This window comes from Aliidiomarina maris (genome assembly GCF_003987335.1).
In the GTDB taxonomy this organism is placed as follows: domain Bacteria; phylum Pseudomonadota; class Gammaproteobacteria; order Enterobacterales; family Alteromonadaceae; genus Aliidiomarina; species Aliidiomarina maris.
Genome location: NZ_PIPK01000001.1, coordinates 193089 through 219515, shown reverse-complemented (window position 1 = coordinate 219515; position 26427 = coordinate 193089). Strand labels below are relative to the sequence as shown.

Annotated in this window: 32 protein-coding genes and 1 pseudogene; 9 read left to right on the top strand and 24 right to left on the bottom strand. The window is 50.0% G+C overall.

The window, feature by feature from the left end; translation table 11 throughout:
* Positions 1–3: 3 nt before the first annotated feature.
* The 5 genes from CWE07_RS01010 to CWE07_RS00995 form a co-directional block, all read right to left on the bottom strand.
* A complete protein-coding gene (locus tag CWE07_RS01010; protein WP_111568073.1) occupies positions 4–837 on the bottom strand; it encodes a hypothetical protein in 834 nt (277 codons plus the stop codon).
* 218 nt (positions 838–1055) lie between these two features.
* Positions 1056–1229, bottom strand: a complete 174-nt coding sequence (locus CWE07_RS14360) for a hypothetical protein (protein WP_181452243.1) — start codon at positions 1227–1229, stop codon at positions 1056–1058.
* Positions 1230–1407: 178 nt separating this feature from the next.
* The gene (gene merA / locus CWE07_RS01005; protein ID WP_111568072.1) at positions 1408–2862 is read right to left on the bottom strand and encodes a mercury(II) reductase; all 1455 of its coding nucleotides are present in this window, start codon (positions 2860–2862) and stop codon (positions 1408–1410) included.
* Positions 2855–3244, bottom strand: coding sequence for a heavy-metal-associated domain-containing protein (locus CWE07_RS14730; protein WP_111568071.1), 390 nt, complete (start codon positions 3242–3244; stop codon positions 2855–2857). Before CWE07_RS14730 ends, merA begins: the two co-directional genes overlap by 8 nt.
* A gap of 32 nt (positions 3245–3276) precedes the next feature.
* Positions 3277–3669 (bottom strand): mercuric transporter MerT family protein, encoded by a 393-nt coding sequence (locus tag CWE07_RS00995; protein ID WP_111568070.1) that lies wholly within the window; start codon positions 3667–3669, stop codon positions 3277–3279.
* Between the two features lie 132 nt (positions 3670–3801).
* Here CWE07_RS00995 and CWE07_RS14665 point away from each other — a divergent pair, with 132 nt between their 5' ends.
* A complete protein-coding gene (locus CWE07_RS14665) occupies positions 3802–4191 on the top strand; it encodes a MerR family transcriptional regulator (RefSeq protein ID WP_111568069.1) in 390 nt (129 codons plus the stop codon).
* 62 nt (positions 4192–4253) lie between these two features.
* On the opposite strand, the gene CWE07_RS00985 is transcribed toward CWE07_RS14665, so the two are convergent.
* The 5 genes from CWE07_RS00985 to CWE07_RS00970 all read right to left on the bottom strand — a co-directional run bounded on the left by CWE07_RS00985 (position 4254) and on the right by CWE07_RS00970 (position 8194).
* A complete protein-coding gene (locus CWE07_RS00985; protein ID WP_111568360.1) occupies positions 4254–5252 on the bottom strand; it encodes a YecA family protein in 999 nt (332 codons plus the stop codon).
* Positions 5253–5472: 220 nt separating this feature from the next.
* On the bottom strand, positions 5473–5658 hold the full coding sequence (locus CWE07_RS00980) for a helix-turn-helix transcriptional regulator (protein ID WP_111568068.1): 186 nt from the start codon (positions 5656–5658) through the stop codon (positions 5473–5475).
* A gap of 428 nt (positions 5659–6086) precedes the next feature.
* Positions 6087–6884 (bottom strand): DUF3037 domain-containing protein, encoded by a 798-nt coding sequence (locus CWE07_RS00975; protein WP_111568067.1) that lies wholly within the window; start codon positions 6882–6884, stop codon positions 6087–6089.
* Complete coding sequence (locus CWE07_RS14625; RefSeq protein WP_111568066.1) at positions 6881–7135, bottom strand: HipA family kinase; 255 nt, start codon at positions 7133–7135, stop codon at positions 6881–6883. Before CWE07_RS14625 ends, CWE07_RS00975 begins: the two co-directional genes overlap by 4 nt.
* Before the next feature lie 186 nt (positions 7136–7321).
* Entirely contained in the window at positions 7322–8194 is an 873-nt protein-coding gene (locus CWE07_RS00970; RefSeq protein WP_111568065.1) for a LysR family transcriptional regulator, read from the bottom strand.
* Positions 8195–8324: 130 nt separating this feature from the next.
* On the opposite strand from CWE07_RS00970, the gene CWE07_RS00965 reads away from it, so the two are divergent.
* Entirely contained in the window at positions 8325–8768 is a 444-nt protein-coding gene (locus CWE07_RS00965; protein ID WP_111568064.1) for a DoxX family protein, read from the top strand.
* Between the two features lie 32 nt (positions 8769–8800).
* A complete protein-coding gene (locus CWE07_RS00960; protein ID WP_111568063.1) occupies positions 8801–9601 on the top strand; it encodes a DODA-type extradiol aromatic ring-opening family dioxygenase in 801 nt (266 codons plus the stop codon).
* On the opposite strand, the gene CWE07_RS00955 is transcribed toward CWE07_RS00960, so the two are convergent.
* From CWE07_RS00955 to CWE07_RS00930, 6 genes and pseudogenes are all read right to left on the bottom strand, one after another.
* The gene (locus tag CWE07_RS00955; RefSeq protein WP_111568062.1) at positions 9575–10588 is read right to left on the bottom strand and encodes a branched-chain amino acid aminotransferase; all 1014 of its coding nucleotides are present in this window, start codon (positions 10586–10588) and stop codon (positions 9575–9577) included. The genes CWE07_RS00960 and CWE07_RS00955 overlap by 27 nt on opposite strands.
* A gap of 125 nt (positions 10589–10713) precedes the next feature.
* Positions 10714–10980, bottom strand: a complete 267-nt coding sequence (locus tag CWE07_RS00950) for a DksA/TraR family C4-type zinc finger protein (RefSeq protein ID WP_111568061.1) — start codon at positions 10978–10980, stop codon at positions 10714–10716.
* 77 nt (positions 10981–11057) lie between these two features.
* A complete protein-coding gene (locus CWE07_RS00945; RefSeq protein ID WP_111568060.1) occupies positions 11058–11357 on the bottom strand; it encodes a YebG family protein in 300 nt (99 codons plus the stop codon).
* 104 nt (positions 11358–11461) lie between these two features.
* A complete protein-coding gene (locus CWE07_RS00940; RefSeq protein ID WP_126818951.1) occupies positions 11462–12067 on the bottom strand; it encodes a membrane-associated protein in 606 nt (201 codons plus the stop codon).
* 36 nt (positions 12068–12103) lie between these two features.
* Positions 12104–13267, bottom strand: coding sequence for a benzoate/H(+) symporter BenE family transporter (locus CWE07_RS00935; RefSeq protein ID WP_111568058.1), 1164 nt, complete (start codon positions 13265–13267; stop codon positions 12104–12106).
* A 127-nt stretch (positions 13268–13394) separates the two neighbouring features.
* A pseudogene (locus CWE07_RS00930) lies at positions 13395–13739 on the bottom strand (DNA/RNA non-specific endonuclease); the annotation flags it as partial.
* A gap of 98 nt (positions 13740–13837) precedes the next feature.
* Between CWE07_RS00930 and CWE07_RS00925 the strand changes: the two are divergent.
* Positions 13838–14350 (top strand): DUF1543 domain-containing protein, encoded by a 513-nt coding sequence (locus CWE07_RS00925; RefSeq protein ID WP_241973974.1) that lies wholly within the window; start codon positions 13838–13840, stop codon positions 14348–14350.
* Between the two features lie 36 nt (positions 14351–14386).
* On the opposite strand, the gene CWE07_RS00920 is transcribed toward CWE07_RS00925, so the two are convergent.
* The 4 genes from CWE07_RS00920 to CWE07_RS00910 are packed head-to-tail and all read right to left on the bottom strand — an operon-like array spanning position 14387 to position 16714.
* Entirely contained in the window at positions 14387–15775 is a 1389-nt protein-coding gene (locus tag CWE07_RS00920) for a M24 family metallopeptidase (protein ID WP_111568056.1), read from the bottom strand.
* A 32-nt stretch (positions 15776–15807) separates the two neighbouring features.
* Positions 15808–16170, bottom strand: coding sequence for a Sir2 family NAD-dependent protein deacetylase (locus CWE07_RS14455; protein WP_241973972.1), 363 nt, complete (start codon positions 16168–16170; stop codon positions 15808–15810).
* Complete coding sequence (locus CWE07_RS14450) at positions 16167–16481, bottom strand: Sir2 family NAD-dependent protein deacetylase (protein ID WP_241973971.1); 315 nt, start codon at positions 16479–16481, stop codon at positions 16167–16169. The genes CWE07_RS14455 and CWE07_RS14450 overlap by 4 nt, the downstream gene beginning before the upstream one ends.
* Positions 16482–16492: 11 nt before the next feature.
* A complete protein-coding gene (locus CWE07_RS00910) occupies positions 16493–16714 on the bottom strand; it encodes a hypothetical protein (RefSeq protein ID WP_111568055.1) in 222 nt (73 codons plus the stop codon).
* Between the two features lie 232 nt (positions 16715–16946).
* On the opposite strand from CWE07_RS00910, the gene CWE07_RS00905 reads away from it, so the two are divergent.
* The gene (locus CWE07_RS00905; RefSeq protein ID WP_111568054.1) at positions 16947–17384 is read left to right on the top strand and encodes a hemerythrin domain-containing protein; all 438 of its coding nucleotides are present in this window, start codon (positions 16947–16949) and stop codon (positions 17382–17384) included.
* A gap of 21 nt (positions 17385–17405) precedes the next feature.
* Here the strand turns inward: CWE07_RS00905 and CWE07_RS00900 are convergent, their stop codons facing one another.
* Entirely contained in the window at positions 17406–18293 is an 888-nt protein-coding gene (locus CWE07_RS00900) for a LysR family transcriptional regulator (protein WP_111568053.1), read from the bottom strand.
* A gap of 127 nt (positions 18294–18420) precedes the next feature.
* Between CWE07_RS00900 and CWE07_RS00895 the strand changes: the two genes are divergently transcribed.
* Positions 18421–19308: a cation diffusion facilitator family transporter gene (locus CWE07_RS00895; RefSeq protein ID WP_111568052.1), complete on the top strand. Its 888-nt coding sequence runs from the start codon at positions 18421–18423 to the stop codon at positions 19306–19308.
* Positions 19309–19371: 63 nt separating this feature from the next.
* A complete protein-coding gene (gene yghU / locus CWE07_RS00890; RefSeq protein ID WP_111568051.1) occupies positions 19372–20211 on the top strand; it encodes a glutathione-dependent disulfide-bond oxidoreductase in 840 nt (279 codons plus the stop codon).
* A gap of 64 nt (positions 20212–20275) precedes the next feature.
* Here the strand turns inward: yghU and CWE07_RS00885 are convergent, their stop codons facing one another.
* The 3 genes from CWE07_RS00885 to CWE07_RS00875 all read right to left on the bottom strand — a co-directional run bounded on the left by CWE07_RS00885 (position 20276) and on the right by CWE07_RS00875 (position 25166).
* Complete coding sequence (locus CWE07_RS00885; protein WP_111568050.1) at positions 20276–20743, bottom strand: hypothetical protein; 468 nt, start codon at positions 20741–20743, stop codon at positions 20276–20278.
* A 233-nt stretch (positions 20744–20976) separates the two neighbouring features.
* A complete protein-coding gene (locus tag CWE07_RS00880; RefSeq protein WP_111568049.1) occupies positions 20977–24135 on the bottom strand; it encodes an efflux RND transporter permease subunit in 3159 nt (1052 codons plus the stop codon).
* Positions 24132–25166 carry an efflux RND transporter periplasmic adaptor subunit gene (locus CWE07_RS00875; protein WP_241973969.1) on the bottom strand — a complete coding sequence of 345 codons (1035 nt, stop codon included), beginning with the start codon at positions 25164–25166 and terminating at the stop codon, positions 24132–24134. Before CWE07_RS00875 ends, CWE07_RS00880 begins: the two co-directional genes overlap by 4 nt.
* Positions 25167–25436: 270 nt before the next feature.
* On the opposite strand from CWE07_RS00875, the gene CWE07_RS00870 reads away from it, so the two are divergent.
* Both CWE07_RS00870 and CWE07_RS00865 read left to right on the top strand, forming a co-directional pair.
* The gene (locus CWE07_RS00870; RefSeq protein ID WP_111568048.1) at positions 25437–25727 is read left to right on the top strand and encodes a hypothetical protein; all 291 of its coding nucleotides are present in this window, start codon (positions 25437–25439) and stop codon (positions 25725–25727) included.
* Positions 25728–25770: 43 nt separating this feature from the next.
* Positions 25771–26370, top strand: coding sequence for a CBS domain-containing protein (locus CWE07_RS00865; protein WP_111568047.1), 600 nt, complete (start codon positions 25771–25773; stop codon positions 26368–26370).
* Positions 26371–26427 lie beyond the last annotated feature (57 nt).

Genomic DNA, 26427 nt, shown 5'->3' with positions numbered 1-26427 from the left:
TATTTAAGTTGGTCGTCGCGCGACCCGAGTATGGTAAGCCTCAAGCCATCGGCTAAGGTATTCGTCAACAATAGGTGGATGTATTGACCTGATGACTGAAAGCGGGAATGCCGCTGATAGATCGAGATCATAAGCAGCAGAAATAGCGACTCCTGCTCGGCTGAGTAAAACATAGCGCATTAAATATTTTACAGCTTTGCTAAGAGGGCGTTTTTGCCCACTATTGCAGATATCTATGAGGTACAACTTTGTTGCTTCTATGGCTGCGGTGATACGCACAACTTCACGTTGTTGAAGTGGCTCCGCGTAATGCAAGCCTGATAAGTTTGCAATTCTACTTTTCAAACATAACGGCGGGGAAAGGACCTTAATTTGGTTTTCACCAAATACCATCAAATCTGAATACTTATACACCTCGTGATCGTCGATGCCATAAACACTGGTCAAAAAATCGATGGTGTGGAACAGTCCAGAATTGTTCAAAACAACAATGCCCGACTGAGGTGCGTTGTCATCAGGTGAGGGGAGTCGATGTTCAGCATGCCACGCGTGCGCACAGTCGATGACTTCCGGTCGTCTACCCATAAAGTCAAGGTCGTCGCTTGCTAGCAGTTCGTACTGCAATCCTGTTGCTTGATCAATTAAGTAATATTCAGCCCAGAGCAGAAGCGCTTGTCCACCAATCAAGACGATACGATCAGCAAGCTCCTGAGGTAACTGTGAAAGAAGTTTGTGGGCTTCGGCGAGCGTTGAGAAGGGGTCTAACTGAGTACTATCGGAAACCAAAGCTAGCTCTGCGAACTCGGTTTCTATTCGGCTGTGAATTGCTTGGTGCACTTAGCGCTGCTTGGTATTGGGCCAGACGCAGCTTTTCCTTCTCAAGAAGACGCTTCTCGAAAATTTGACTGTCGTTTAACTTTAATTGACTAATCATAGCTCAATGACCTCTGGCGCCGAATGGCAAAGTACATCAGTAAGTATACAGGAGAATGGCTTCAAGCCAAACACCATAACTCAAGTATCTGCAGGGACCCCTAATACGTCAAGTTATTGTTTTACATTGATGCCAGGCGTTCAAACGTCTTCTGATGGATACGCAGCTGATTTTTAGCCTCGGACAAAACAAGTTTACGACCCTCTGGAGTTTCTAGATTGAGCTCTTTGGTCGCCTTAATGTAAGGGCGCACAACAGGCGTTGTTACACCATACTTGCTTAACTTGTTGACCATATGCACCTCTTTGCATCAATGGTGAAAGTCTATTGCTATATTGAGCTAAAGTAGGAGTCCCCTCCAGGCAACTGCTCGACCACCTAAAGACATAGGCTTAGGGGGGCGCTCTGAATCCAAGTACTTCTATATAATTTTGCTGAACTAGGTATTCGCTTCATACAATATTGATAAGCACTCAGCCAGCGCAGCAAGAAAGTTTAGCAACATCCTTTGAAAAGGTCTGGGCGCAAAGTTTGAGTGCTTCTACATGATTGAGGTAAGGAAAGAGAAGTTCGCCAAGGGACTCTACAGTCATCTGTTGATGTATGGCCAGAGCTGCTGTCTGAATAACTTCTCCGGCTTCGGGCGCTAGGATTTGAACACCAAGCAGGCGATGACTGCCAGCTTCAGCTACCAACTTAACGAACCCCCGGGTTTCGAAATTGGCTAGGGCTCTTGGCACGTGCTCCAGGCCAAGTGTTCTGCTTTCAACCTCAATACTCTTCGCTCGGGCCTGGTTTTCGTCTAGACCGACTGTGGCTACTTGCGGTTCGGTAAAGATAACTGCTGGCATAGCAGTAAGATCCAGCATGGCTTGACCGCCGGTCATGTTTATGGCAGCTCGGGTTCCGCCAGCGGCGGCCACGTAGACGAATTGGGGCAGGTCGGTGCAGTCGCCAGTGGCATAGATATTCTGGTTCGATGTGCGCAGCTGTTCGTTTACAACGATGGCACCGTGCTCGTCAGTTTTAACATCTACCCGCGCAAGTCCCAGCCGAGCGGTATTCGGTGTTCGTCCTGTAGCGATCAGTAGTCGGTCGCCAGTTAACCGCCCTGCGTTGGTTTGGAGGATGAACTGCTCCGATTCAAAGTGAATCGAGCGGGCTTGGGTATGCTCGTGTACAGTAATGCCCTCGGCTCGGAATGCGTCGGTGAGCCCTTCGCCCAGTGCGGGGTCTGCACTGGACAGCAGAGTACTTCGCGCCAGAATGGTAACCTTTGACCCTAGGCGCCGGAATGCCTGGGCTTGCTCAAGGGCTACAACTGAAGCGCCAATAATTATCAAATGGTCTGGCGTGTCCTCGCTAAATACAGCCTCATTGGAGGTCCAGTATGGTGTCTCATTGAGGCCTGGAATCGGCGGAATCATTGGCGAGGCGCCGGTAGCAATCAAAACACGATCGGCAACCAGTAGCTTGTTACTACCGTCGCTCAAACTAACAACAATGGCGCCCGTTTCGTCAAACTGGGCACGACCGTGGAGCAATGTAATAGCCGAATCCTCATCGAGGACATGCTGGTATTTGGCCTGTCGGAGTTCGGCAACGAGAGCGTGTTGTTGAGCAGCAATGCTCTTGCGATCAATCCTGGGCTCTTGGTTTGACAGCCCTTGAAAGGGACTGCGACGTTGATACTCAGCCAGCTGAGCAGCTCGGATTTGAATCTTTGACGGCACGCAGCCAACATTCACGCAGGTGCCGCCGATTACCTCACTGGCCTCGATCATGGTAACGCGAGCGCCCTCTTCGGTTGCACGGATTGCGGCAGCGAATGCACCGCTTCCACTACCGATGATCGCGATGTGCAACCTGTCTTCTGTAGCGGATGGGGTAACGGAGTCGTAGCTTTGGCTCTTATCGTTATCATTCATGATTATCTTCCTTCAGGTAAGCGCTGAATCCGGCATTCTCAATTGCGGCTATCAGAGCGTCGGTCGTAGTCAGTGATAGGTCGAATACCACTAGTGCTTGCTTGGTATCGAGGCTTGCCTCTGCCTGGAGAACGCCATCAACATTATTCAATGCACGCCGCACAGCGATTGGGCAGGTAGGGCAATTCATATCGGGTACCGCAAACACAGCTTCATCTTGTTTAATATTGGCATTGTCATTACTGGTGGATTGGGTTTCGTGGGCGGTATTTGGGCCGACTGACGGCTGTTCACTGCATCCAACCAGCAAGCCTAACCCAAGCACAGCCGATGTTATAAGGGTTGCTAATCTACTTTTGTTTAAGCGCCGGGTAGTAGGCATGGTTTTGCTCTCCTTTGAAAAAATGATTTGAATTAGCTTAATATAGCGCTGAGCAAGTATGGGGAGACTGCTGACAGTACCACCAGTCCGGCGATACTCCACAACAGTATGCGATAGGTGCTTGTCACCTTTGGTGTTGCACAGACCTCGTTTGCGGCGCACTGGGGTTGTTGTCGGTAAAGTCGTCGCCAGGCGAAAAACAAAGCGACCGCTGCGGCGCCAATAAACAACCAGCGGTAGGAGTAAAGGGCGTGCAGGTTGGATAGCCAGGCACCGCCCAGTCCCAGCATGACCAGCACAAGCGGTAAAATACAGCAAATTGAGGCGAGAGCGGCCCCAATCCCACCGAGACCCAGCAGACCACGGTTAGCTTTAGTGCCAGGTGAGGTTGTGCTCCGGCTGACTGGGGTGTCTTGTTCATTCATTTTTTAACTCCGGTTGCTATTTTTAGATCGGCATTGCCAACAGTACTGTGGCTAAAATCTTTATGCCTTAATTGTCCTAGCTTGTTTGTTGAACTAATATAAACCCTGTAGTCACTATAGGGTCAAGTATCTATGCGTATCGGAGAACTCGCCCAGCAGACTGGGTGTCAGGTAGAAACCATTCGCTATTACGAACGCGAAGGCATACTCCCGAAGCCGCAACGAGGGCAGAACAACTATCGGCTTTACGGGGAGCCTCACCAACGGCGCTTGCAATTTGTTCGGCGTTGCCGGGACTTGGGATTTTCCCTGGAAGAGGTTCGGACGCTACTCGATATGATTAACGGCGGTACTCAGAGCTGCGCTGAAGTGGAAGCATTGGGACGTAGTCACCTGGAAGCAGTTCGTGAGAAAATTGCTGACCTTAGAAAGATGGAGGCCAGGTTGAGTGAGCTGGTGTCCCGATGTCACGGGGGGAGGACGCCGGACTGTTCTTTTGTCGAGGAATTATTTGAAAGCTAAGCCAAAGGTAAGCATCAATAATATTTGCGCCAAAACTCACGGAGTCTAATTCAGTCATCAAGCTACAACGAAAACCGAAACGTTTGCTGTAATAACGCTTGACAAGCGAGCTTAGGTGATACGAATTGGCCATCAATAAATCGTTTGGGGTCAATCACCACAAACCCGAAGAACTCCAGAAAACGGCTTAGGAAGCGGGTCTCAATCAGCACGCCTAACTGCTCTTTTGGTGTGCGATAATCTTCGTCTTGAAAATGCTTGAGCACATCAGGGAAGGCAGTAGCCGTCTCATCGACTAGTTGTGCCACGGAACCGTGCGTTTGCAGTCGCCATAGCATAAACACCCAGAACTCTCGAAGCGGTATATCGTCTTCCCAGCCATCCAGGTAGCCCCAGTTGTATCGCGTGGTTGCCATCTCAAGAAGCACAGGAAAGAACGCTGTCATACCCTGGGCCTGGTATTGTTCTTGCGCCCACTTGGATATATAGAACTTGCCACGCTCGATGTAAATGATATCGGCCAGCTCCGCCAGTATTCGAGTATAGTGAAGTGCATTGAACTTGTCTTCGTTACTGCCTGCAAACTCGCTGATGCTCACGGTCTTGTTAAACTCGGCAACGGCGAACTCCGGGAGTAGTTCGCTGGCGGCCTTGACAAGCTTAGCGGGCAGATTCCCTTTTGGCGTTGCCTTCATCGTGCCGCCTTGTTCCAGTATGGTATCTACTATTAATTCCAGATACCGCATGACGGGGCTGGCGCTTAAGTCACTTGGGGTTTGAATAGAAATCTTTTGTAGCTCGTTGAAGGGCGCGTATAGCCAGTTTTGCATTTGGCTAGGTGTCAGGCCGCAAAAATCAGCATTTGGACGGTTATTCATTTCCTCCGCTCGCTGCGCAACCACTGCATTTAAGTCATCGATGGACAGGTTCGGGTTCATCGTTAGCGTTTGTTCAATTGCGTCACGCAACTCTGAGCTTTGCTGTGAGTCATTTGTCATGCAGCAACGCTTGAATTTTTTGCCACTACCGCACGGGCAGGGTTCATTGCGGCCTGTTTTCAAAATCAAAATTCTCGTAATTTATTGTGTTGCGGGTGCTATCAATTCACTGTGCTTTTGAATATCAACACCATGTATTACCTTTAAAATCGCTATATTGAGCGAAAGTAGAAGTAACCCACCTGTTTGAGGGTATCCAGGCAGGTAGAGCCTTGGTGGGTTTTGTGTTGCTTACTTTAGCACCGAAATACTCGAGGTTGGAAGTTCCGAGTCGATCTAAGCTTCATGATTTTACTGTTTCCTCATCGCGCTCAGATACCCGTTGAGCAACCCAGTCTTTTACCCAGGCAACTGCTCGACCACCTAAAGACACAGACTTGGGGAATCGCCCTGACGCCATGTATTTGTATATGGTGGCACGCGATAGCGTAGTGACGTTCATTACTTCTTTGATTTTTATTAATTTCATTTTGCGAGCTCCTATGCTCAAAGCATTGTGCTAGTCCATAAAGGATGAAGCTAGGAGTCGACTCCAAAAAAATTCAGGCCTATATCACAGCTGTGCATTAGCCATTTATAGGGAGCGCGAACATGCACACTACTGATAGATTTGAAGCTATGGTTTGTAATGAGCCGATGCCGGCCCGTGAGGTGTTACAGAAAGCATCACAAATTATTCAGGCGCGCTATGCTCGCCTATCTGAGCCGTTTACTAGTCTGTAGTGGCAAACTTAATTTGGCTAGCTAGTTAGAGGAGTTCACTCAAACCTCCCATCAAAAAGAATAAGAGTTAACTACGCGAATAGAACTGCTTGAAAGCAAGGTAAATGAAAGTCATGGGTAACTATGTATCTGCTTCACCACAACAAATCGGGAGGTTAGGCAAATAGCGAAGCATTATCGTGCGAAAGCTATCAGCCGATCTTGTTCCTTTATGTCAGCTTGCGGTATGTCATGGCGACGCATAGCTTCAATTGCTTCTAAGTAAGCATCTTGGAATTGTGCTTTCTCGGGCACGTTGAGAGCGATGAGCATGTTTTGCTGATGTATCTGGTTCTCATCACGAAGCTTCACAAACCTATCCGTCCACTGTTTCGCGTGTTCAAATGCAGCGAGTGGCGTCTTTCTGTCAAATGCTAAGGGTTTAATAATCTGACGGCCTTTAATCCCATCACGAACGAATGGTAGCTCAAAATCACCAAGCTTTAATGCCAGTTTGGCCTTTTTGAACCCTTCAATTTTCTGTTCATTAAACGTCTGTCGAATAAGTTTCTCCAGTACGCGTTCACGGTATTCTTCGTTTATAAAGTCACGCTGAACGTAACGCTCGAATAGTTCATCTAGTTTTACTACAGGATTATCAACCAATGTAGGGCGGGCGTTGCCAAAATAAATGACGCCTTCGCGATGTCGTGTTAACTCGTTAAAGATCAGCGCTGCTTTCTCGCCTGGGTTTTCCGCAACATAGGCCTCAACCCGTTTCAGCTCTTGTTCAATGACGGTAAGGGCTTGAGTATAGAGCTTGCCATCTAAGTCATCGAAAAACTGGGTTACGCGGCCAAAACGCTTGCGCGCAAGCTTGAAGAACAGTTTACCTTGATCCGGAGCACATAGAACGACACCCACGTTGGCGAACTCTTGAGTTTCAGCAAATGGCATAAAGCGCACTATCGCATAAAGGCTTAGCGTTCTCATGTTAGTTGCTCCCAAAAGTTATCGTTTGATGCATACTTAATCAAGCTGGAGTCAATGTAGGCAACCCCAAATTTCGAAAAAGGTAAGCCAAAGCATTGCGCTAAATGTGCGCAAACAAACTCTGCAATTAAGCCTCGTTGGGTTGTTGAGGACCCTTTAACCACATACTCTTTACCGTCAGAAGCTCTGCAGAGGTAAGGACGAGTTACGCCTTGCTCAAACGGGCGAATGAGTTCTGTAATTTCAATCATGGCGATTAGAGACTAATCCTTGTCGAAGTAATGTTTAAGTTTTAACCGTAACATAAACAAACCTTATCACTTCTGACAATAAAAGTTCGATAGTTATATGTTGCTAATCCGCCGAAGTCACCCTCACGATATTTCTCACCTACGCTAGGGAAGTCTTATTAAGGCTTTGCCACAAAGCATGCGGCGCTATAACGCATCCCAATAGGGCGAGTCGCCATAATAATTGCTGATAAATTGTATGAAGCTGGTGACTTTGCTGGCGAGCAATTGGCGATGTGCATACACCGCATAGAGGGCTATCGGTTCGGGCTCATGCTCGGGCATCACAATGGTTAAATCGCCGCGACGAATGGCATCACTGACAATGAATGTTGGCTGCAGCACAATGCCCGCGCCGCCAATGGCTGCGGCGGTGAGTACATCGCCGTTGTTGCAACTTAACGTTGATTGCGCGCCGTTCGAAAACTTGGCGTCCATGTACGAGTACTTTAAAAAGGTATGTCCGTTGAGCTGGGTTGGTGACGTGGGGGCGCCATGCTTGGCAAGGTAGCTTGGCGATGCACAATACACCACGCGAATAGGCGCGAGGCGCCGCGCAATCAGCGATGAGCTTGCCAGTTGCCCAATCCGCAGAGCGATATCAAAGCCCTCGTCAAGAATGTCGACCTTGCGGTCATTTAATTGCAAATCAATCGTCACTTGCGGGTGTTGTTGCTGGTATTGCTGTAGCACCGGGGGCAGGTGGCGGATAGCGAATGACACGGGAGCGCTGATGCGCAAAACCCCGCGCGCTTGGTTCTGCATATCGGTGAGCTGGCATTCAAGGTCTTCGATATCTTCTAATATTTGCTGTGCGCGCTGGTAATACTGTCCTCCCGCTTCAGTTAAGTGTAGCCGCCTGGTGGTGCGGTTAAGCAGCCGTACGCCAAGGTACTGTTCAAGTTGTGCCATATACTTGCTCACTAATTGTGGCGAGATAGCGAGTGCGTCGGCGGCGCGGGTAAATGAACCTGTATCAACCACTGTGACGAAGGTTTTCATGCCTTGCATGGTGTCCATGGTGCAACCTATTATCAACGCTGCATTTATAATAAAGCAATAGTAGCGCTATTAATAAATAACACAACCAGGTTTATAGTCATGTCTGTGAGCAAATCAACCTAACTAACACACAACGACGAGGTTATTCATGAGCAAATTACAGACATTATTGAAAAGTGACGCAGGCTTTAGCGCTTTGGTATTGCGTGTGCCACTGGGTATTATTCTTGCGGCGCATGGCGCGCAGAAGTTATTTGGCTGGTTTGGTGGTAATGGCCTGCAAGCGACCGGCGAATGGATGGCAAGTATCGGTTTGCAACCTGGCATATTGATGGCATTTTTAGCGGGTGGGGCAGAGTTTTTTGGTGGTATTGCGCTAATCCTTGGCCTTTTGACACGGCCCGCCGCCTTGGTGTCAGCTATTACCATGCTGGTTGCTATCTTCGCAGTGCATATTAGTAACGGTTTGTTCGTTGCCAATGGTGGCTATGAATTTGCGCTAGCGTTGTTTGCAATGAGTGTCGCGTTGGTGTTTCAAGGTTCCGGTAAATTCGGCGCTGACCAGCTACTTGTGCAATCGAAGCGGTCGTAAGCAACCGAGCGTAAAAAGGGGGCGTGAACACGATGAACCGACAAGTATTGTATGTTTCTCATGGTGGTGGTTCGCTCCCTTTGCTGGGTGATGTGAACCACCAAGCGCTAGTCGCACAATTACAAGACATGGCGCAGCGTATGCAGCGGCCACAAGCCATCATTGTGTTTAGTGCGCACTGGGAAGCGAACGAGGTCAATATAACCAGTAGCCCACAGCCTGAGTTAATCTATGACTACTCAGGCTTTGCGCCTGAGTCATACCACATTCAATACCCTGCACCTGGGGCTCCGGAGTTAGCGAATCAGCTTGCGCAAAGCTTGCAACAAGCGGGTATCTCGGTGCATTTAAACGCCGATCGGGGCTTCGATCATGGCGTATTTGTGCCGCTTAAAATTATGTTTCCACAAGCCGATATTCCGGTTATTCAGGTGTCGCTGCTGGCTAGCTTGGACGCTGATGCACACCTTCGCATTGGGGAAGCCCTTGCCAAGCTTGAAATTGATAACCTGCTGCTTTTGGGATCGGGATTTTCATTTCACAATATGCGCGCATTTTTCAATCAGTCAGAGGAAGCCGACGTGCATAACCAAGTGTTCGAAGCTTGGTTAAAAGATACCATGCAAAGTGCGGCACTGAGCGAAGCGGAACGCAGGCAGCGGCTAGTCACTTGGGCGCAGGCGCCGAGCGCACGTTTTTGTCATCCGCGCGAAGAGCACTTACTGCCACTGCATATATGCTATGGGCTGGCCCAGCGACCTTGTGATGTATATGCCAGCGCTAAAGTGCTGGGTAAAAACGCTGGCTTATTTTATTGGGCTGACCCGCTGTAACCAGCCATGGGTATCGGGGGCTTGCCCCCACTGAATGGCGTTTAACGCGGCGCGTAATTGCGTGGTTTTTGGGGTGTCTGCTTCAGCATTGCCGCCGACCGTGTACTCCTGACCTTGATAAATCAGGGTGCCGACCGGCGCAAGAACGGCAGCGGTGCCTGAAAGGGCGGCTTCACAGCCTGGCTTAGCCACCCGCTCAAGTAATTCATCGACGCTTAAACTACGCTCGCTAACAGTGAAGCCCATGTCGCGCGCAATGGTCAGAATCGATGCGCGGGTATTACCATGTAAGAAGCTTGAATCTAAGGCTTTGGTAATAATTTCGTTGCCATCAATCAGCAAAAAGTTAGCGGCACCGGTTTCCTGCACATCACCATTTGGGCAGAACAGCACTTGGTCGGCGTCGACCTCTTGGCGTGCGTTCAAAATTGGCTGTAATGCACTGGCGTAGTTGCCTCCGCTTTTCACCATGCCCATATGAGGCGCACAGCGCATAGCGTTGTCTTCAACTAATAACCGTAGTTTGCGCGCGCCGCCGCTAAAGTAGTCACCCACCGGCGATAACAGTACGTACATCATTGACGTTTTGCTCGGCGATGCGGCTTTGCCAATGGCGGGCTCTGTGCCGATATGCGTTGGACGGATATACATCGAACCTGGCGTGGCAGGTACTTCATCGGCGTAATGGCGGACAATATCGACAATCATGTCGTCTAACAGCTGACTGTCAAAGCTCGGCAGCGATAGCAATTGGCTGCTTTGCTGCAAGCGTTTCACGCTGGCGGACATGCGGAAAATATTAATTGAGTTGTCGTCGTGACGGAAAGCTTTTAGGCCTTCAAAGCAAGTGCTTGCGTAGTGTAGAACATGCGCGCCGGGGTGTAGGCTAATACTGTCTGCAGCCACCAAAGTTGGTGTGCTCCACTGCTGTCCATCAAAGGTGCTATATGCCATGCGTGGCATAAATACGCTTCCAAAAGCGGCCATAATAAAATCTTCTTCGGCTAAAAAGTGCGGTTAGTTTAGTGCGCTTGGCTTTGCATCGCAAAAGTAAAAAACCGAAAGTTAAGGCCGCAAGTGTAAACTTAAAACAACCTAATATTCGTCCAAACTTAACGCAACTGACTGTCTTTACTGCCTCGGCGATTATAGCTGGCGTTACTTTGCTGCGCTTTATCATGCTCGGTTTGGCACTCAATGCACAAGCGCACACCGGGTAGCGCTTCACGGCGAGCCTGTGGGATTGGCTCGTCGCATTCTGCGCAATACTCCAAGCTCTCGCCACTCGGAATTTGGCTTCTTGCTTGCGCTACGCTGTCGTCTGTACTGGCATCGATTTGTTCCTGTACCGCGCCATCGCGTGACCATCCACCTGCCATCGTCGCTACTCCCGATATCGTTTGAGATACCACCAGTATAGCGCATCAGCTATAGGGCAGGCTGGATGACCCTGAATCTAACCTTCGCTTGGCTCGGTTTTAGCTGCTGGCTTTGCTGCGGGTTTTGCCGCGGCTTTGGCTTTTGGTGGTTTTTTCGCACCGAGGGCAACCAGCACGGATTCGCGTTCGCGTGCTAGGAAAAATGCGAGATCTTCCGCTTGTTTTTCAGAGCTCACGAGTTCGCTGCGCTCTAACAGCGGTAACAGCTCATCGACCATGTCCAGCATTTTATCGTAGGCGTCGGCTTCTTGTTTGCTGGTAAATGTCATTTTTTGTTCCCCGTCGCGCACAACTACATATTGCGTTATTACAGCCATGGTTGTTCCTTGTTCTTATGGTGTGCTTTAAACATAGTTCGTATCTTTGTTCACTGTGTTGCGAACAACACTCTGTTGCCAACCACAATGCGAACACTGTCTATTTATACAGTGCTGGGTTTGCTTTGGCAAGTGCGGAAGTATCGCGTCAGCAACCAATGGGTGGGTAAGTACACCACGATAAGCAGAGCAAGCCAAAGCCCGAATAGATATAGCCAAGGGTGGGTAAAGCTTTGCACAAAGCCAGGGCCAAAAGCCCAATTAATATTACGTGCGGGGTCGGTGAACAAGTAGGTCAATATCAGTATCACAGCTGAAATAAGCGGTTGTACAACAATTGCCCGGCGGTCATAACCAAGGCGATAGAGTAAATAGATCAGAACAGGTGGCAAAGCTAAATGAAATAGCGCCGATAAGAAGCGAATATGTAGCGCGATTTCACTGTTAAACATGTAACTTGCAATCGGCGTGAGGTAACTCAAGGTGAGAAAATCAAAGGTCCAGAACAGTTCAGGCAGCAGCACCGCAATAGCCATCGAACTGGCGATTAAGCGCAACTTAAACCACAGCGCGGGCACTAACAAAAACAACGCCACATCCGAAAACCACAGGAAGTTTTGCGGTCCATAATACGGCCAGTAGCACACCAACACAGCCAATGCCATCGCGCTAAAGCTCAATTTTAACCACATGGGTATGGGTGCATGCATACTGATAGTTACCTGTTAATTGCGCTGAACACTTTGCTACGAAACCGGCTTTGAATACAAACGGCTGACCACATGGGTCAGCAACATACCACTAAGCAAGCCCCAAAATGCGCTACTTAGCCCCATAAACGCGGCGCCGGATGCTGTCACCACGAACGTAACCACAGCGGCTTCCTGATGTGGTTTATGGCTAAAGGCTTGAGTCAGAGAATTGACCAGCACGCTTAGCAGTGCAATGCCAGCTAAAGCCTTAATAACTTCAGCTGGTATGGCATTGAATAAACTCACTATGGACGCGCCAAGTAAGCCAAACAAGATGTAGACAACCCCACTTACCATAGCGGCTTTATAACGACTTTGCATGTCACTGTCGGCATCGCTGTTTTGACAAATAGCAGCGGTAATGGCTGCAAGGGCGATACTGAACACCCCAAGCGGCGCGAGTAGCAGACCAGCTGTGCCAGTAGCGCGCAGCAGGGGCCCTGCGGGCGGCGCATAACCGTGACTGCGCAGCATGAATAACCCAGGCATGGTTTGTGACACCATTGACACGACGTACAAGGGCACGCCAATACCCAACATCAGATCAAGTCGAAACTCTGGCCATATCCAAACCCATTGTGGCAGTTCCAGCACTAAGTTTGCGGTGTCAAAACGGCCCGTAGCGGCAGGTATGCCAATTGCGCTTAAAAGTAGCAAGATAAAAACCAGCCGTGGGGCGCGCGCTTTGGCAATAAAATAAATGGCGAGCATGCTTAAAATGACAGCGGGTGCTTGCTTGAGTGCAGGAATAATACCCAGTACAAAAGGAAATAAAATGCCGGCTAATAAAGCCGCAGCAATGGGCGGTGGCACCCAGCGCACTAAGCGCTCAATCCAGCCGCCGAAGCCACTAAGCGCCACCAACGCCGACGAGAAAATAAATACGCCAACGGCTTGTTCTGGGGTGACGCCTTGTAAGGCGGTGATGAGTAAAATAATCCCGGGCGTTGACCATGCGGTCAAAATTGGCGCTTTATAACGCCATGCTAAAAACAGCGTGGTGATACCTGAGGCGAGGCCAAGACCAAGTAACCATGCGCTTTGCATCGCGCTATCGCCACCAAGTACGGTCACGGCTTGTAATATAAGGACTGCGGCACTGGCATAGCCGACGGTCACGGCAGTGACACCCGCCGCCAGATGGGAAAGCTTGATCATCAACACTGGCCTTACTGAACGAATATTACACGCAATGACATGGCGCGTATTGTATACCATGTCGCGGCTTGAGTGGGTAAGGCCAGTGGATTAAATGGCTAACTGAATTTTGAATTCAGATAATAACTTGGCCTGTGCGCGCTAAGTTGCGCACTGCATTTTCTAACTGTGCCCATGGGCCTTGGTTCAAATTCGAGGCTTGTGGCGTAATATTGGATAAATAATTGGTGGTGGCCCAATGCGGGGTATTACTGAATGATGCCAATGGCACTTGGTGTCCGCGATCTGTTCCAATTGTTGCGTGCGCGCCGTTGTAATCGGCTGGCACCATGGTCTGAGTTGCTGGAATATTCGGGTCTTGTTGCCAATTGCGGCTACGCGAAGGGCCGTCAATGGTGTTTGGGGTGACCCGGTAGGCGACCCAGTCGGCAAATTTTGTTTGAGCATTATTTTGCAGTGTGTAAATTGGACGTGCAGATACTACGCGGGCAATGATACGGAAGAGTTGTTGCAAAGTAGTTACATCAAAGCGCATACAAATTGATGTTTAGAAAGCGGAAAAAGGGCGGTATGAACAAATTATTTATGGTGTACATGGGTGGCAGTGCGGCGGGCGCGCATATTGAATTGCATGATATTCGGTTTGTTGTTGGCGCAAATATTGAAGCCACCTACGGGCAATTAAAGCGCCAATGGTTTGGTGATAAAAATAGTGCGCATATGGACAGCTATGTGCATGTGCATCATGTAGACGGGTATAAGATCAAATTACAGCAAAGCCCGCCAGAGCAGCATAAGACACTCTATTTTGTTAATTTCGGCGGCTATTTTCCTGGGCGGATGGCAGAGTTTCATGACTTCACGCTTGTGGTCGCGCAAAGCGCCGATGAAGCCAAGTTGCAGGCTAAAAAGTTGGTCAAGGTGGCTGGGCTTGCTGATTGTGAACAGCTACACACCGACGACTTACTCGAGGTCGACAATTGTTTGCAGCTGGATTTAATTGACGGGTATTACATTCACTTGGTGCCTGACGGTGGGCAGCAAACATTAGAACCAGATTGGATGGGGTATCAACCGCTGTAAGCTGTGGCTACAGCGGTTGAGTTCGTCGGGGAGCAGTCACCGAATCACATGCCATTGAGTTTGGCGGCCTGCTAAATAAATTACCCGCTCGCCGTCAAAATAAGCACTTTGTTCAAGCATGATTTGAATCAGCTGATTGTCCCACTCTGGCAAGGCTTGCTTAATATTACCTTCAATTGCATACGCGGTATTCGGGTACAATGGCCAATCACCGTTGACAGGGGTTGGCCCTTGGTTGTCCCACATGCCGATAGTTGGCCCTGGCGCATGTCCAAAGAAGCCGATTGGGTGGGTGTATGTGCTACTGACGATACCCGCGTTCTCGTTCGCTGCTATGGTAGCCGCGAGAATCTCATTGCCACTGCGCCCGGTGACAAACTCGGCGCTAAGTAAGTCCTGCCATTGGTTACCTGTGCGCAGGGCGTCACGTAAACCTTGGGGTACCTCGCTTTCGTCCACCTTTAACACGTAGGCCATTTCCTGGGTGTCAGTACACATCTTTAAATAACAAATACCCACATCCGTATGCAGCACGTCGCCACGCTCTATGACGCCTGTGGTGGTGCTGCAAAAGGGCATCGCGTCGGTGCATTCGGTGCCTGGGCGTTGAAAGGTGACGTAGGGCATAAACCATGCTGGTAAACCGAGGTCTTCAAAGCGTTGACGAATGTACCAAGCGACATCGTCGGTGGTGGTGGCGCCAGGGGTTATCACGCGACTGCTGAAGGCTTCGGCAATCACCCCGCGGGCTAAACTGACGGCGTGGGCAAAAGCGCTGATTTCAGCATCCGTGCGTGTTTCTAACCAGCGTATCGCTAAATCTTCGGCCGAGACTAAACGGGTATGAAGTGCTGCCGGTAAGGCATCAAGCAGTTGCTGGTGTAACCCTTTGGTCAGGCCATCGGCCTCCGGCCAGTGGGTTGATACGTTAATGCCGATACGTGAAGGGTCGCGGTCCGCAATAAGGGTTGCCAGCGCTTGCCATTGCTCGGTCAAATCACCACCTGACCACGCTGTTTCGTAAGGTGCGCCATAGGGATAGGTATTCACTGACAGTTTTTCTAACTCGCCATTAGCGAGGCGGTTGAACACCAACATGGTGGTACGTCGGGCGGCAAACGTAGGCTGTGGTACCAGTGAGAAAAACACCGGGTCTTCCGCGTATTCGCGGTTAATGATCAGCCACATATCAAGCTCAGCTTCCGCCATTAGTTGCGGTAATAGGTTTGCAAGGCGTTCATTGAGCATCGCGTTTTCAGGGGCAATGCGGTCGCGGTGGCTGAGTACCGCAAATTCATCGGCTGAGGTGATGACACGGCCTTGACTGGGGTTATCACGGTCTGCCGCGATTGCTGAGGGTATGGCAATCAGTGAGGCAGTTGCGATGCCAAGGGCGAGTAGTTGGGCAGTGATTGGCTTAGTCATGAGGCATCCTTTTTTATTGTTATTAAGCGCGGCTACAATAGCCGTGCTACGCAATCAAGGGTTTCAATAATCGGGGTTTGTAGACGATAGCTGGCAAGGTTATCGGCACGTGTTTTGCCTAGGTTCAATAGCGTAAGTGGCCGACCCAGTTGGTGCGCTTGGCGGGCAAAGCGAAAGCCAGAAAACACCATCAATGAAGAACCAACCACCAGCAGGCCTGCGCTTTGCTCAACGCTTTGCATGGCTTGCTCGACACGGGGCCGCGGCACGTTATCGCCAAAATACACGACGTCGGGTTTTAAAATACCGCCGCAATGTAAGCAAGCAGGCACATCAAAATCGCTAAAATCGCCTTCCAAAAATGCATCGCCGTCGGGCCCGACAACGGGTGTCATGGCTTGATAGTGCTGATACGTTGTTGTTGTTGCAACTGAGCGAGTATCTGATGTGCTCGATTGGGCTTTGCATGATACAGCTGCGGCCAGCCATGTAAGCTACGCGCCCAGTAGCGCTGGCGCGCGCTGTGGCTTGCCATGAATTCTTGATGCTGCATGGGCGGCGGGCTTTTCCACTGGCCTTCTTCGTCACGATAGGCTGGTATACCCGAGTCGGTGCTTATTCCAGCCCCAGTTAACACGCACCAAGGGCCTTGCTGCAATGCGCTGCAAAGCGCCTCAGCGGCCTGCTGACTATCTGTTATTTGCATCGAACCTCTAATTATAAACCTTGACCACGTCGGGCGGGGGGTGGTTTTTTATGGTGATACATGCGCCAAAACAGGCTTAACGCGACGCCGATGATGCTAAAAAATAACCACGATTCGACCCAGCTCATCCCAAGGTCTGGGTTGTTGTTGCTTATACGCATTATCACTTGATAGCACAGCGCACCGCCGAGCCCAATAACGAACAATCCATTGACTAACAAATACTTCAACATGTTTCCTCCTTGATGTGACGCGTCTACGTTGGAGCTTGTACACAGTGCCCACATATATCTGCAAATCATCAGGCATGGATGTTACTAAAATTAACATGGGCTGCCTAGCGCATTTAATGCAAAGGTGACTGGCTTGCGCCCTTAGCATTTGTTGACCATATTTAAATGCGACTAGGGGCGCAGTGTCCAGTGCACAGGGCACTTGCGTATAGCAGTAACAACAGGAGTTCACATGACGATTTTTGAAGAGTTACGCGCAGATCACGACAAACAACGCGCTTTGATTGAGCACATTGAAGCAACGCAAGGTGACGAAACTCAGCGCCGCGACCAATTTAGCCAACTTAAACTGCAACTGAAGCACCATGCAACCGCTGAAGAGCGTCATTTTTATGCGCCTTTAATCGAGCATGACGCCACCGTTGAAATGTCACGTCATGGCATTGCCGAGCACCATGAGTTGGACGAATTGCTGGCGGAGCTGGAAGATATGGACATGGCATCGCCTGGTTGGCTGCAGCGTTTTAAAGCATTGAAAGATAAAATGCTGCATCACTTTGAAGATGAAGAGCAGGGCTTCTTTCAGCGTGCAGGGAAGATTTTCGATGCCCAGCAGAAAAGCCATTTGGGTAAAGCGTATCGTGACGAGATGTCACAACAAGGCTTGTAGCGCTTGAATAGGTGCGCCGGCCTACAGTCGCTGGCGCAGATACTGTTGTAACCAGACACTGGCGCGGCCAGGCGGGTGCTCATAACGCACCTGAAATACGGCGGGCGGCAGTTCGATATCGTGCTTCAGTGTCTGTAACTGACCGTTCGCTATGCCTTCGGCGAGCAGAAAAGCTGGCAATACCCCCCAACCATGTTTAGCCATAATGGCATCGCGAATCAGTTCATAAGACGTCAGCGCCGTGTAGGTTGTTTGGTTACGTTCACTCTGCTCATTGCCTAATTGCAACCCGCTATGGAGTAATTTGCCGTGGTTCATGTAAGCAAGGCAAATTTGTCGATGCTGCATAAGATCGCTCATTCTTGCCTCTGGCAACTCGGCCAGCGGGTGAGTGGGGTGACAGACTAATAAATTATCAGTACTTGCAATGGTTGCATATTCGCCGTCGTGGTGAAGTTGTGGCTGGCGCAATCCAAACCCGATGTCGACCACGTGTTGCTTTAATAACGCATTGTGTTCCTGGGCAGGGACTAAATACACTTCAATCGCGGTTTCGCTAAATTGTTGTTGCAACGCATGCAATGCTTGGCGCCAAATCGCTTCTGCAATGGCGTCATCGCGGGCAATGCGCAGGGTACGTTCAACGCCTTGGTTCATTTGCTCGCAGCGACGTGCAATACGTTCTGCACTATGCAGTAAGCGCTGGCAATCAGGCAAAATCGCTTCACCGGCAGCACTCAATTGCAAGCGATTACCACTGCGGTGAAAGAGTGTAATTTGCAGATCATCTTCAAGGGCTTGCACAGCCGCACTTAACGTACTGCGGCGACTGGCACTGGCGCGCGCGGCAGCGGCAAAACTGCCATGTTCAGCGGCACGAATAAAAGCACGAATCTGGTCGGTGCGCATAACGAGGCCTTATTATCCAATCAGGTTAAACTTCAGCGCTAAATTTATTAGCGCTGAGCGATTATAACGATTCTCTGGGTTTGCGTATACTCCAGCTGTAAATTGAGAATCAATCGCTAGGTGTTGCATGTACGCAAATCAAGATAAACAAAAAAGCGCGCTAATATTTTCGGCGCTCAGTGCGGGGATATTCGCGATCACTGGACTCCTGCTTGGGGTGATGAGTGGCTCGGTGATGATTATCTTCGACAGCGCTTATTCTTTGCTGAGTTTAGCCTTGGCATCGCTGTCTTTATTCGCGTTAAAGTTGGCTCGCCAGCCAGCGAACGCGAATTATCCGTTCGGGCGTCTGACAATTGAGCCACTTTCAATACTTATCAAGGGCGTGGTGATTGGTTTAGTGTGTTTGGTGTCGATGGTGTTAGCTGCGATCAGCTTATGGCAGGGCGGACGCGAGGTGAACCTCAATCTTGCGCTGATATTTTCGCTGCTGAATGTGGCGGGTTGTTACCTGACCTGGTGGGTTATTCGCCGCGCGCAGCAACGCCAGGACACTGCGTTACTTCGAGCTGAAGTGCGTCAATGGCAAATGGACACTTGGTTAAGTGCGGCGGTGTTGTTCGGCTTTATTTTGGCACAGCTGCTTGCGATGTCGCCTTGGGGCGCGCTTGCGGTGTACGCGGACCCCTTGATGGTATTGGTGATAGCTGGGTATTTTTGCTACATACCCTACAACATGGTGGTTCAGGCGCTGCGTCAATTGATGTTGGGTGCTGCTGACCCTGAAGTCGCAGCACAAGTTCGGGAAGTGGTCGCTGCTGCGCATCCAGAAGTGCCAAGTGGCACTGAACCAGTTCGGGTGGCTCAAGTAGGAAGTTTCTTAATTGTTCAACATGCAGAGGTACTTGCCACTGAGGCTCAGCAAGCGCTGCAAGAGATTGCGGCAGACGAGCAACTGACTGCAATATTAATTCAGCCACAAACACTTGATCTTACAGAGCCGCGCCATCAGTAATAACTGACTGGAGTCATTCGTCGATTTGTGGGCCTGAGCTACCTTGAATTAAGAGGACATGTAATGAGTAAAGATACGTATCAGCCGCCGAAAGTATGGCATTGGGACAGTGAAAGTGGTGGCAAATTTGCCAATATTAATCGGCCTATTGCGGGTCCTACCCACGACAAAGCGCTGCCGCAAGGCAAGCACCCGTTGCAGTTGCATTCGTTGGCGACCCCAAATGGGGTCAAGGTTACCGTCATGCTTGAGGAATTGCTTGAGGCTGGCGTAAAAGACGCGGAGTACGATGCGTTTTTGATTAATATTATGGAAGGTGAGCAGTTTAGCTCTGGGTTTGTCGAGATCAACCCGAACTCGAAGATTCCTGCATTGGTGGATCACAGCGTGCAGCCGCCGCAACGGGTATTCGAATCAGGCGCCATTTTACTGTATTTGGCAGATAAATTTGGCAAGTTTATCCCCCAAGGGCATGCCAAGCGCACGGAATGCTTAAGCTGGCTGTTCTGGCAAATGGGAAGCGCGCCTATTCTTGGTGGCGGCTTTGGCCATTTTTATGCCTATGCGCCGGAAAAATATGAATACCCGATTAATCGCTACACCATGGAAGTGAAGCGCCAGTTAGATGTATTGAATCGCCAGTTGGCGGATCATACTTTTATTGCTGGTGATGAATACACGATTGCAGACATGGCAATTTGGCCTTGGTATGGCGCATTGGTGCAGAATGAAGTGTATGCAGCGGCTGAATTTTTAGATGTGCAGCAATACCCGAACGTGTTGCGTTGGGCCGATGCAATTGCGCAGCGTCCGGCGGTGCAACGTGGTCGCCGCGTGAATCGTACTTGGGGTGATGAAGCCCAGCGAGTACCAGAACGCCATAGCGCCGATGATATTATTTAGTCCACAGCGATTATCAGCACGCATTGCCATGGACGGTGATGTAGATGCTCTACTTGCATGCCAACTAACGCTGAGAGATAAAAGCTTGGTTACCACTACCTAGTTGGGCGACTTGAATGCGGCTATTGTCGCTGGCCTGGTGTACAAATAATTGATGGTTGAACCCTTGTTGCTGCGCGAATAATTGACTGTTAGCGCCGGACATATTAGCAGCGGATCCAGCTTGAACGCCCGCAATGCTGTGTTGGCTGCCTTGCTGAACGAGTTGCACAGTCACATTCTGTGCATTGATCAATAACTGAATGCTATTGAGCTCACCGTATTGCGCGATATCGAGCTGCTGGTCCTCGACTAACGTCATTAGGTTCACGTGATTTGTTGGTGCTACATCCATGTCATTGTCGATGCTTGTGTCGGCACTGGCGGTTGCCATACATGCAACAAATGCAAATAAACAACCCGCGATGCCAGCAACCTTGCGTACGCTTGCAAAGGGTGCAGTTGAAGTGTTTTGGCTTTGAGATTGCATCATCTGATTGTCCTAGTTCGTATGGGTATGCCTACACCATTTATACTAGATGCTGGGTAATCGCTTGTGCATCCCCCAAGGGGATTAAAAAAGTCCTATTTTTTATCAATAATCTATCTCGTAGGTATATCCGTATTGAAAACAGCAAGTCACCTTACAGGACATGATTCAGTATGCAGCGAATACTATTTTGCATGCAGAGAATGAGCGGGGTGAGATCCTGTATGGTTTAGACGTCACCCACGCAGCTTGGAGTTTAGTCGGGCGGGGTTGGATGACAGCACCATTACGCTGGCAAGCTCTTCTTCTAGTTTTTGGCCTGCGTTAGCACGCGGTTTAGCAAAGCGCGCAAGGCCTAAATACAGCACTGGCGTTAGGTACAAGGTAAATAACGCGGCAATACCAAGACCGCCAAACACGACCCAACCAATGGCGCTGCGTGCTTCCGCCCCAGCGCCGGTGGCTAGAATGAGCGGCAGCGCACCAAGCAGGGTGGAAACCAATGTCATGGTAATCGGGCGTAAACGTATTTTTGCCGCTTCTGAAACGGCGTCTTTCACGCTCTGGCCTTGGTCGCGTAATTGGTCAGCAAATTCGACGAGTAAAATCGCATTTTTGGCTAACAAACCTATCAGCATCACCAGTCCAATTTGAGAATATATGTTGATGCTGTTACCCGTGATAAATAGCGCAAACAATGCTGCTGCGATACCAAAGGGCACGGTTAACATCACCACAATGGCACTGTTGACGCTTTCAAACTGGGCCGCAAGGACTAAAAAGACGATAATAAGCGCTAACACATAGGTTAACATCACGTCCCGTGCGGTTTCTTCAAAGGTGAGTGCATCCCCTAAGAACACCAAGCCAATGCCATCGGGTAAATGCTCCAGGCTTAAGCTTCGAATTGCGTTGACTGCTTGTTCTATTGACACTTCTGCAGGTAAGTCAAAGTCGATTTCAATTGCACGGCGCTGGGCTTGGCGTTCGAGCTCTGCCGCTACACCTTCTTCAGTAATACTGGCAACGCTGGACAGTGGCACTAAGCCGCCGTGACTCGACCCGATGTAGAGATTACTTAAGTCTGTCGGGTCATTCACTAAGCTGCGATTAGCTTGTAAAATCACCGGAACCGCCTGGTCACCGATATTTAAATCGGCTAAGTCATCCCCTGCAATAGCAACGCGAAGTGTGGTGGAAATGTCGCTCAGCGCAATCCCGAGTTCATCGGCTCTGCGGCGGTCGATATTGACGCGCAACTGTGGTTGGGTGGGTTGATAAGATATTTGTCCATTGCCCAATTCAGGTATTTGTTCTTGTACCAAAACCACAAATTCTTGTGCGGCACGGAAAATACGGTCGTAGTTGTCACCCGTCAAGGCAAACTCAATGCCGCCGCCACCACCGCCGCCACGCATATTTAAACTATTAGCGCCAAATGCTCGCGCTGGCGCCCCCGGTATGGCGGCTAGTGGGCCTCGAATTTCGTTAATAATGTCTTGTTGCGATCGGCTACGTTCACTCCAGTCAGTCAACGGCACGGTGATAAAGACACGATTTGGGTCCCACTGGCCGACCACCGTATACAAACTATCGATATTGCCTTCGTTTAAATAAGGCAGCAGGATATCTTCCATGCGGTTGGCTTGGCGGTCCATAAATGGCAAGCCAACGCCGTCTGGCCCTTGTGCCATGATACGGATCATGCCGCGGTCCTCGGGAGGCAGCAACTCACTGTCGAGCAAGCGATACACGCTACCTGCAGCCACAGCCAGCACCACACAGATACCCAGAACCCACCAAGCCTTATTCAATGCGTAGTCAAGGCTACGGCTATACCAGTCCAATACCCGATTGCCGAAATGCGCCAAACGCCCGCGGCGTTGCCCCGCAGTTTTGAGGCGCGCAGTGAGGGCTGGCACCATGGATAATGCGACGAATGAGGAAATAATCACCGCAGCAGCGAGCACGCCGCCGAACTCACGAAATAATCGCCCGGCAGTAGACGGCAAAAATGCAATCGGCACAAACACCGCAACTAATACTGCGGTGGTCGCGACCACCGCAAAAAACACTTCGCGGGTGCCGACTACCGCAGCCGCGCGTGAACCAAACCCCATCGCTTTACGGCGTTGAATATTCTCGGTGACGACAATGGCATCATCGACGATCAAACCCGTGGCTAATACGAGCGCCAGTAACGTCAGAATATTAATTGAAAAGCCTAGCAACCAAATCGCGGCGACTGCGCCCACCAATGACACAGGAATAGCCACCGCAGGCACGACAGTCGCGCGCCAGTTACCGATAAATAATCGCAGCGTAAAAATCACCAATACAATGGTGAATGCCAAGGACGTGACCACCTGACGTACCGAGTCACGAATAAACACGGCATCGTCCGAAGTAACCTGCATGCGTAATTCTGGGAAGCGGTCTTGCAATTGGCTGAGTACCCGATTGACTTCGTCCGATATTTCAATGGTGTTCGAACCTGCTTGGCGAATAATACTAATACCAACGACGGTGCGGCCGTCGAGGCGCACCATATTGGTGGCGTCAGCGGGGCCAAAGTAGACATCAGCGACATCGCCCACGCGGGTGTTGTCGCGAATAATAATATCGCTTATTTGTTCAGCCGTGATTGAACTGGCATCCGCCCGCACAATAATCTGTTGGTCGGTGTTGCGCAAACTACCTGCTGGTACATCAAAGGGCGCCTGACGCAACACATTTGCGACGTCAGATGCGGTGAGATCAAAGCTACTTAAGCGCAGTGGGTCGAGCATAATCCGTGCAACCCGCTGGCGATCCCCTTGCAACTGAACATCGGCAACCCCCTGAATATTCAAAAACAGTGGCGCTAAATCAGTCTCGATGCGCTCTGTCATGGTTTCTAAATCAAGGGACGCGGATGAAATAGCAATACTGACTACGGGCTGCGAATCACTATCCGCTTTAATAATTGCCAGGCGTTCAACCCCATCGGGTAAATCACGTTCAATTTGGGCAACGGCCTCGCGGGTTTCGTTGGCGGCATTATCGATGTTCACCCCAGGACGAAATTGAACCACAATTCGGGTGCTGTCTTCTTCGCTGGACGATGAAATAGTGCGCACGCCACTGACCCGTGCGGCGGCACCTTCAAGGCGACGTGTGACCTCAGTGTCCATGGTTTCTGGGGCTGCGCCAGGAAATCGCGCGGTGACAGTTAGCATGGGTAGGTCGACGTCAGGCAGTTCGCGTACTTCAGTACCGCTTAACGCAGCGATACCGGCGATAATAATCAGTAAGTTTAAAACAATAACCAGCACAGGGCGGCGAATAGATAGGGTGGGTAAGTCACTGCGATCGTGGGTTAGTGATTTATCCGCTTTCGGGGTTTGTTCACTCATTCTGCGGACTCACTTGGCTCGTAGCTTTCTGACTCGGGACGTACCTGCTGGCCTTGGCGCACACTCTGAACGCCTTCGGTAATAATGGTTTGGCCGGGTTCAAGGTCGCCGTCAATTAATACCCGCCCGCGTAAACGCTGCTTAATTTGTACATCGACGCGATTGGCGCGCTGGTCTTCGACTGTCCATACATAGGCGCTGGTCGGTCCCCACATCAATGCCGCTTCGGGAATACTGGCAAAATATTCGCCGTTCAATTGTAGGCTGACACGAAAGCTACTGCCTGGGCGAAAGCGCTGGTTGTCGTTATTCATGATGGCACGTACGCGAATCGTGCGATTGGCAATATCAAACCGTGAATCCACCTCAACAACCTGAGCGGCAATGCTCTCGCCAGCCTGTTGCCATGGGGTAACTTGCAACAAACCTTGGTGTTGAATTAGAGCGAGCGCGCTTTCCGGCGCACGAAAATCAATATACAGCTGGCGGCTGTCATCTATCGTCGTAATTGCGGTTTGCTCATTAATACGGTCACCGACTTGGATGTCTGTGATACCGACGACGCCATCAAATGGCGCGCGCACAATCCGGTCTTCATATTCCGTTTCAGCTTCATCAAAGGCTATCTGAGCCAGGTCGCGCAGGGTGGTGGCGTCATCCAGCTCACTTTGCGCGATGGCACGACGTTCCAGGCTTGATTGCAGTCGATCAACCGTGCGTTGCGCGTCTTCTAACTGAATCCGCGCGCGATCAAGGGCAACACGTTGGCGACGATTGTCCAGACGCAACAAGACGCTGTCTTGAGTCACCCACTGGCCGGGTACGATGTTCACTTCGGTCACCCGGTCTGCGACTGCCGGATACAGCGTAACTGAGCGCAGAGCACGGGCAGAACCAACGGCGTCAACACGTTGCACCTGCTGTTCAAAGCTTAATGATTCGGTGACCACAAGGACACGACGGTCGTCTTGCGCCAATGCCATTGAGGCGTAAGCACTTAACAACAGCGCTGTGGCGGTTAACAAAGTCATGCTGAATCGAAGTTTAACTCCAGGCATAAAACGTCGTGGTATAAAAATCATCCAATAAGCTCTCAAAAGTGTCTGCATAGGTTATACGCGCTTGTGGCAATAACGATCTATTTTGGTTAGCTGGATGTTAACGAAGTTGGGTTAAAAAAATGCAAAGAATACAGTGCGTTTTTTTACATTCAGTTTTTTGAAATTATTTAATTAAAGCTATTGTGTTTGATCTGGAACAGGCATATGTTGAATGCATACGCAACAAGGTGTGCTATTCGTATGAAGTATCTACATAGCTTAGTTTTAGTTTTACTGATGAGTGCTTTGGCAGGTTCTGCCCAAGCACATCATGGTAATTCTTTTGACGGCTATCACGAGCAAGCACCTAAACAACAGAGTTTACTGTCCTCTCAAGAATTAGAGAGCGACCAGCCAGATGAAGCTGTTTCCTCTGCCTCATTGGTTTGGTTGGCGAAAGGCACTGATAGTCTTAGTGTAGCCACACGCCAACAGTTGAGCGCGGCAAATTATCGCGATTATCACTCCAGAGCACCGCCTGTTCTCCTATAAATCCAGTTAATTCACTTTCTGTTTTTATTGTTGGAGAACGACCATGAGTCAATATAATAGTTTACGTTGGCAAGATAGCGCTGCTGCGCGTGCCACAAAAGCCCCTGTATTAAATATACACACGCAACAACCACGTGTACTTTGGAGTGACAATGCTGCCGAAGTTGCGAGTAGCTTATTAGTCAATGCGCCAGTGCATGTGCATACATCAACCCAATTAAGTCAGGCAGACGCGGTATTAGACGGTGTCAACCAACGCTTTGCGCTGGTGCTTGATGCGCAAGATCAACTGGTTGGCGTTCTTGCCAGCCGTGATTTACACGGCCGCAAAGCAGTTAAAAAGGCCACTGAGTTGGGCGTCGCTCATGACGAACTCAGCGTTGATTATCTGATGCAACCGATTAACCGCTTGCCAGTGATCACCCAAGCTCAGCTCAACCGTGCTCGCGTTGGCGATGTCGTTGCAACGCTGCAGAAAAGTGGCCAGGATTTTCTTTTGGTGCAACACCAAGGGGAGATGGTTGCGATTGTTGCGGCGCTGACCATTGTTGAGCGTACCGGCGAATCGGTACAAATTCGTCACCATACCGAGTCATTTGCAGATATCATTTACGCGATTCGGCACGGCGAAGAGATTGAATAATATTTACCCTAAAGGCCAGCAATTGCTGGCCTTTTTTCTATACTGCTAGTTTTAAGC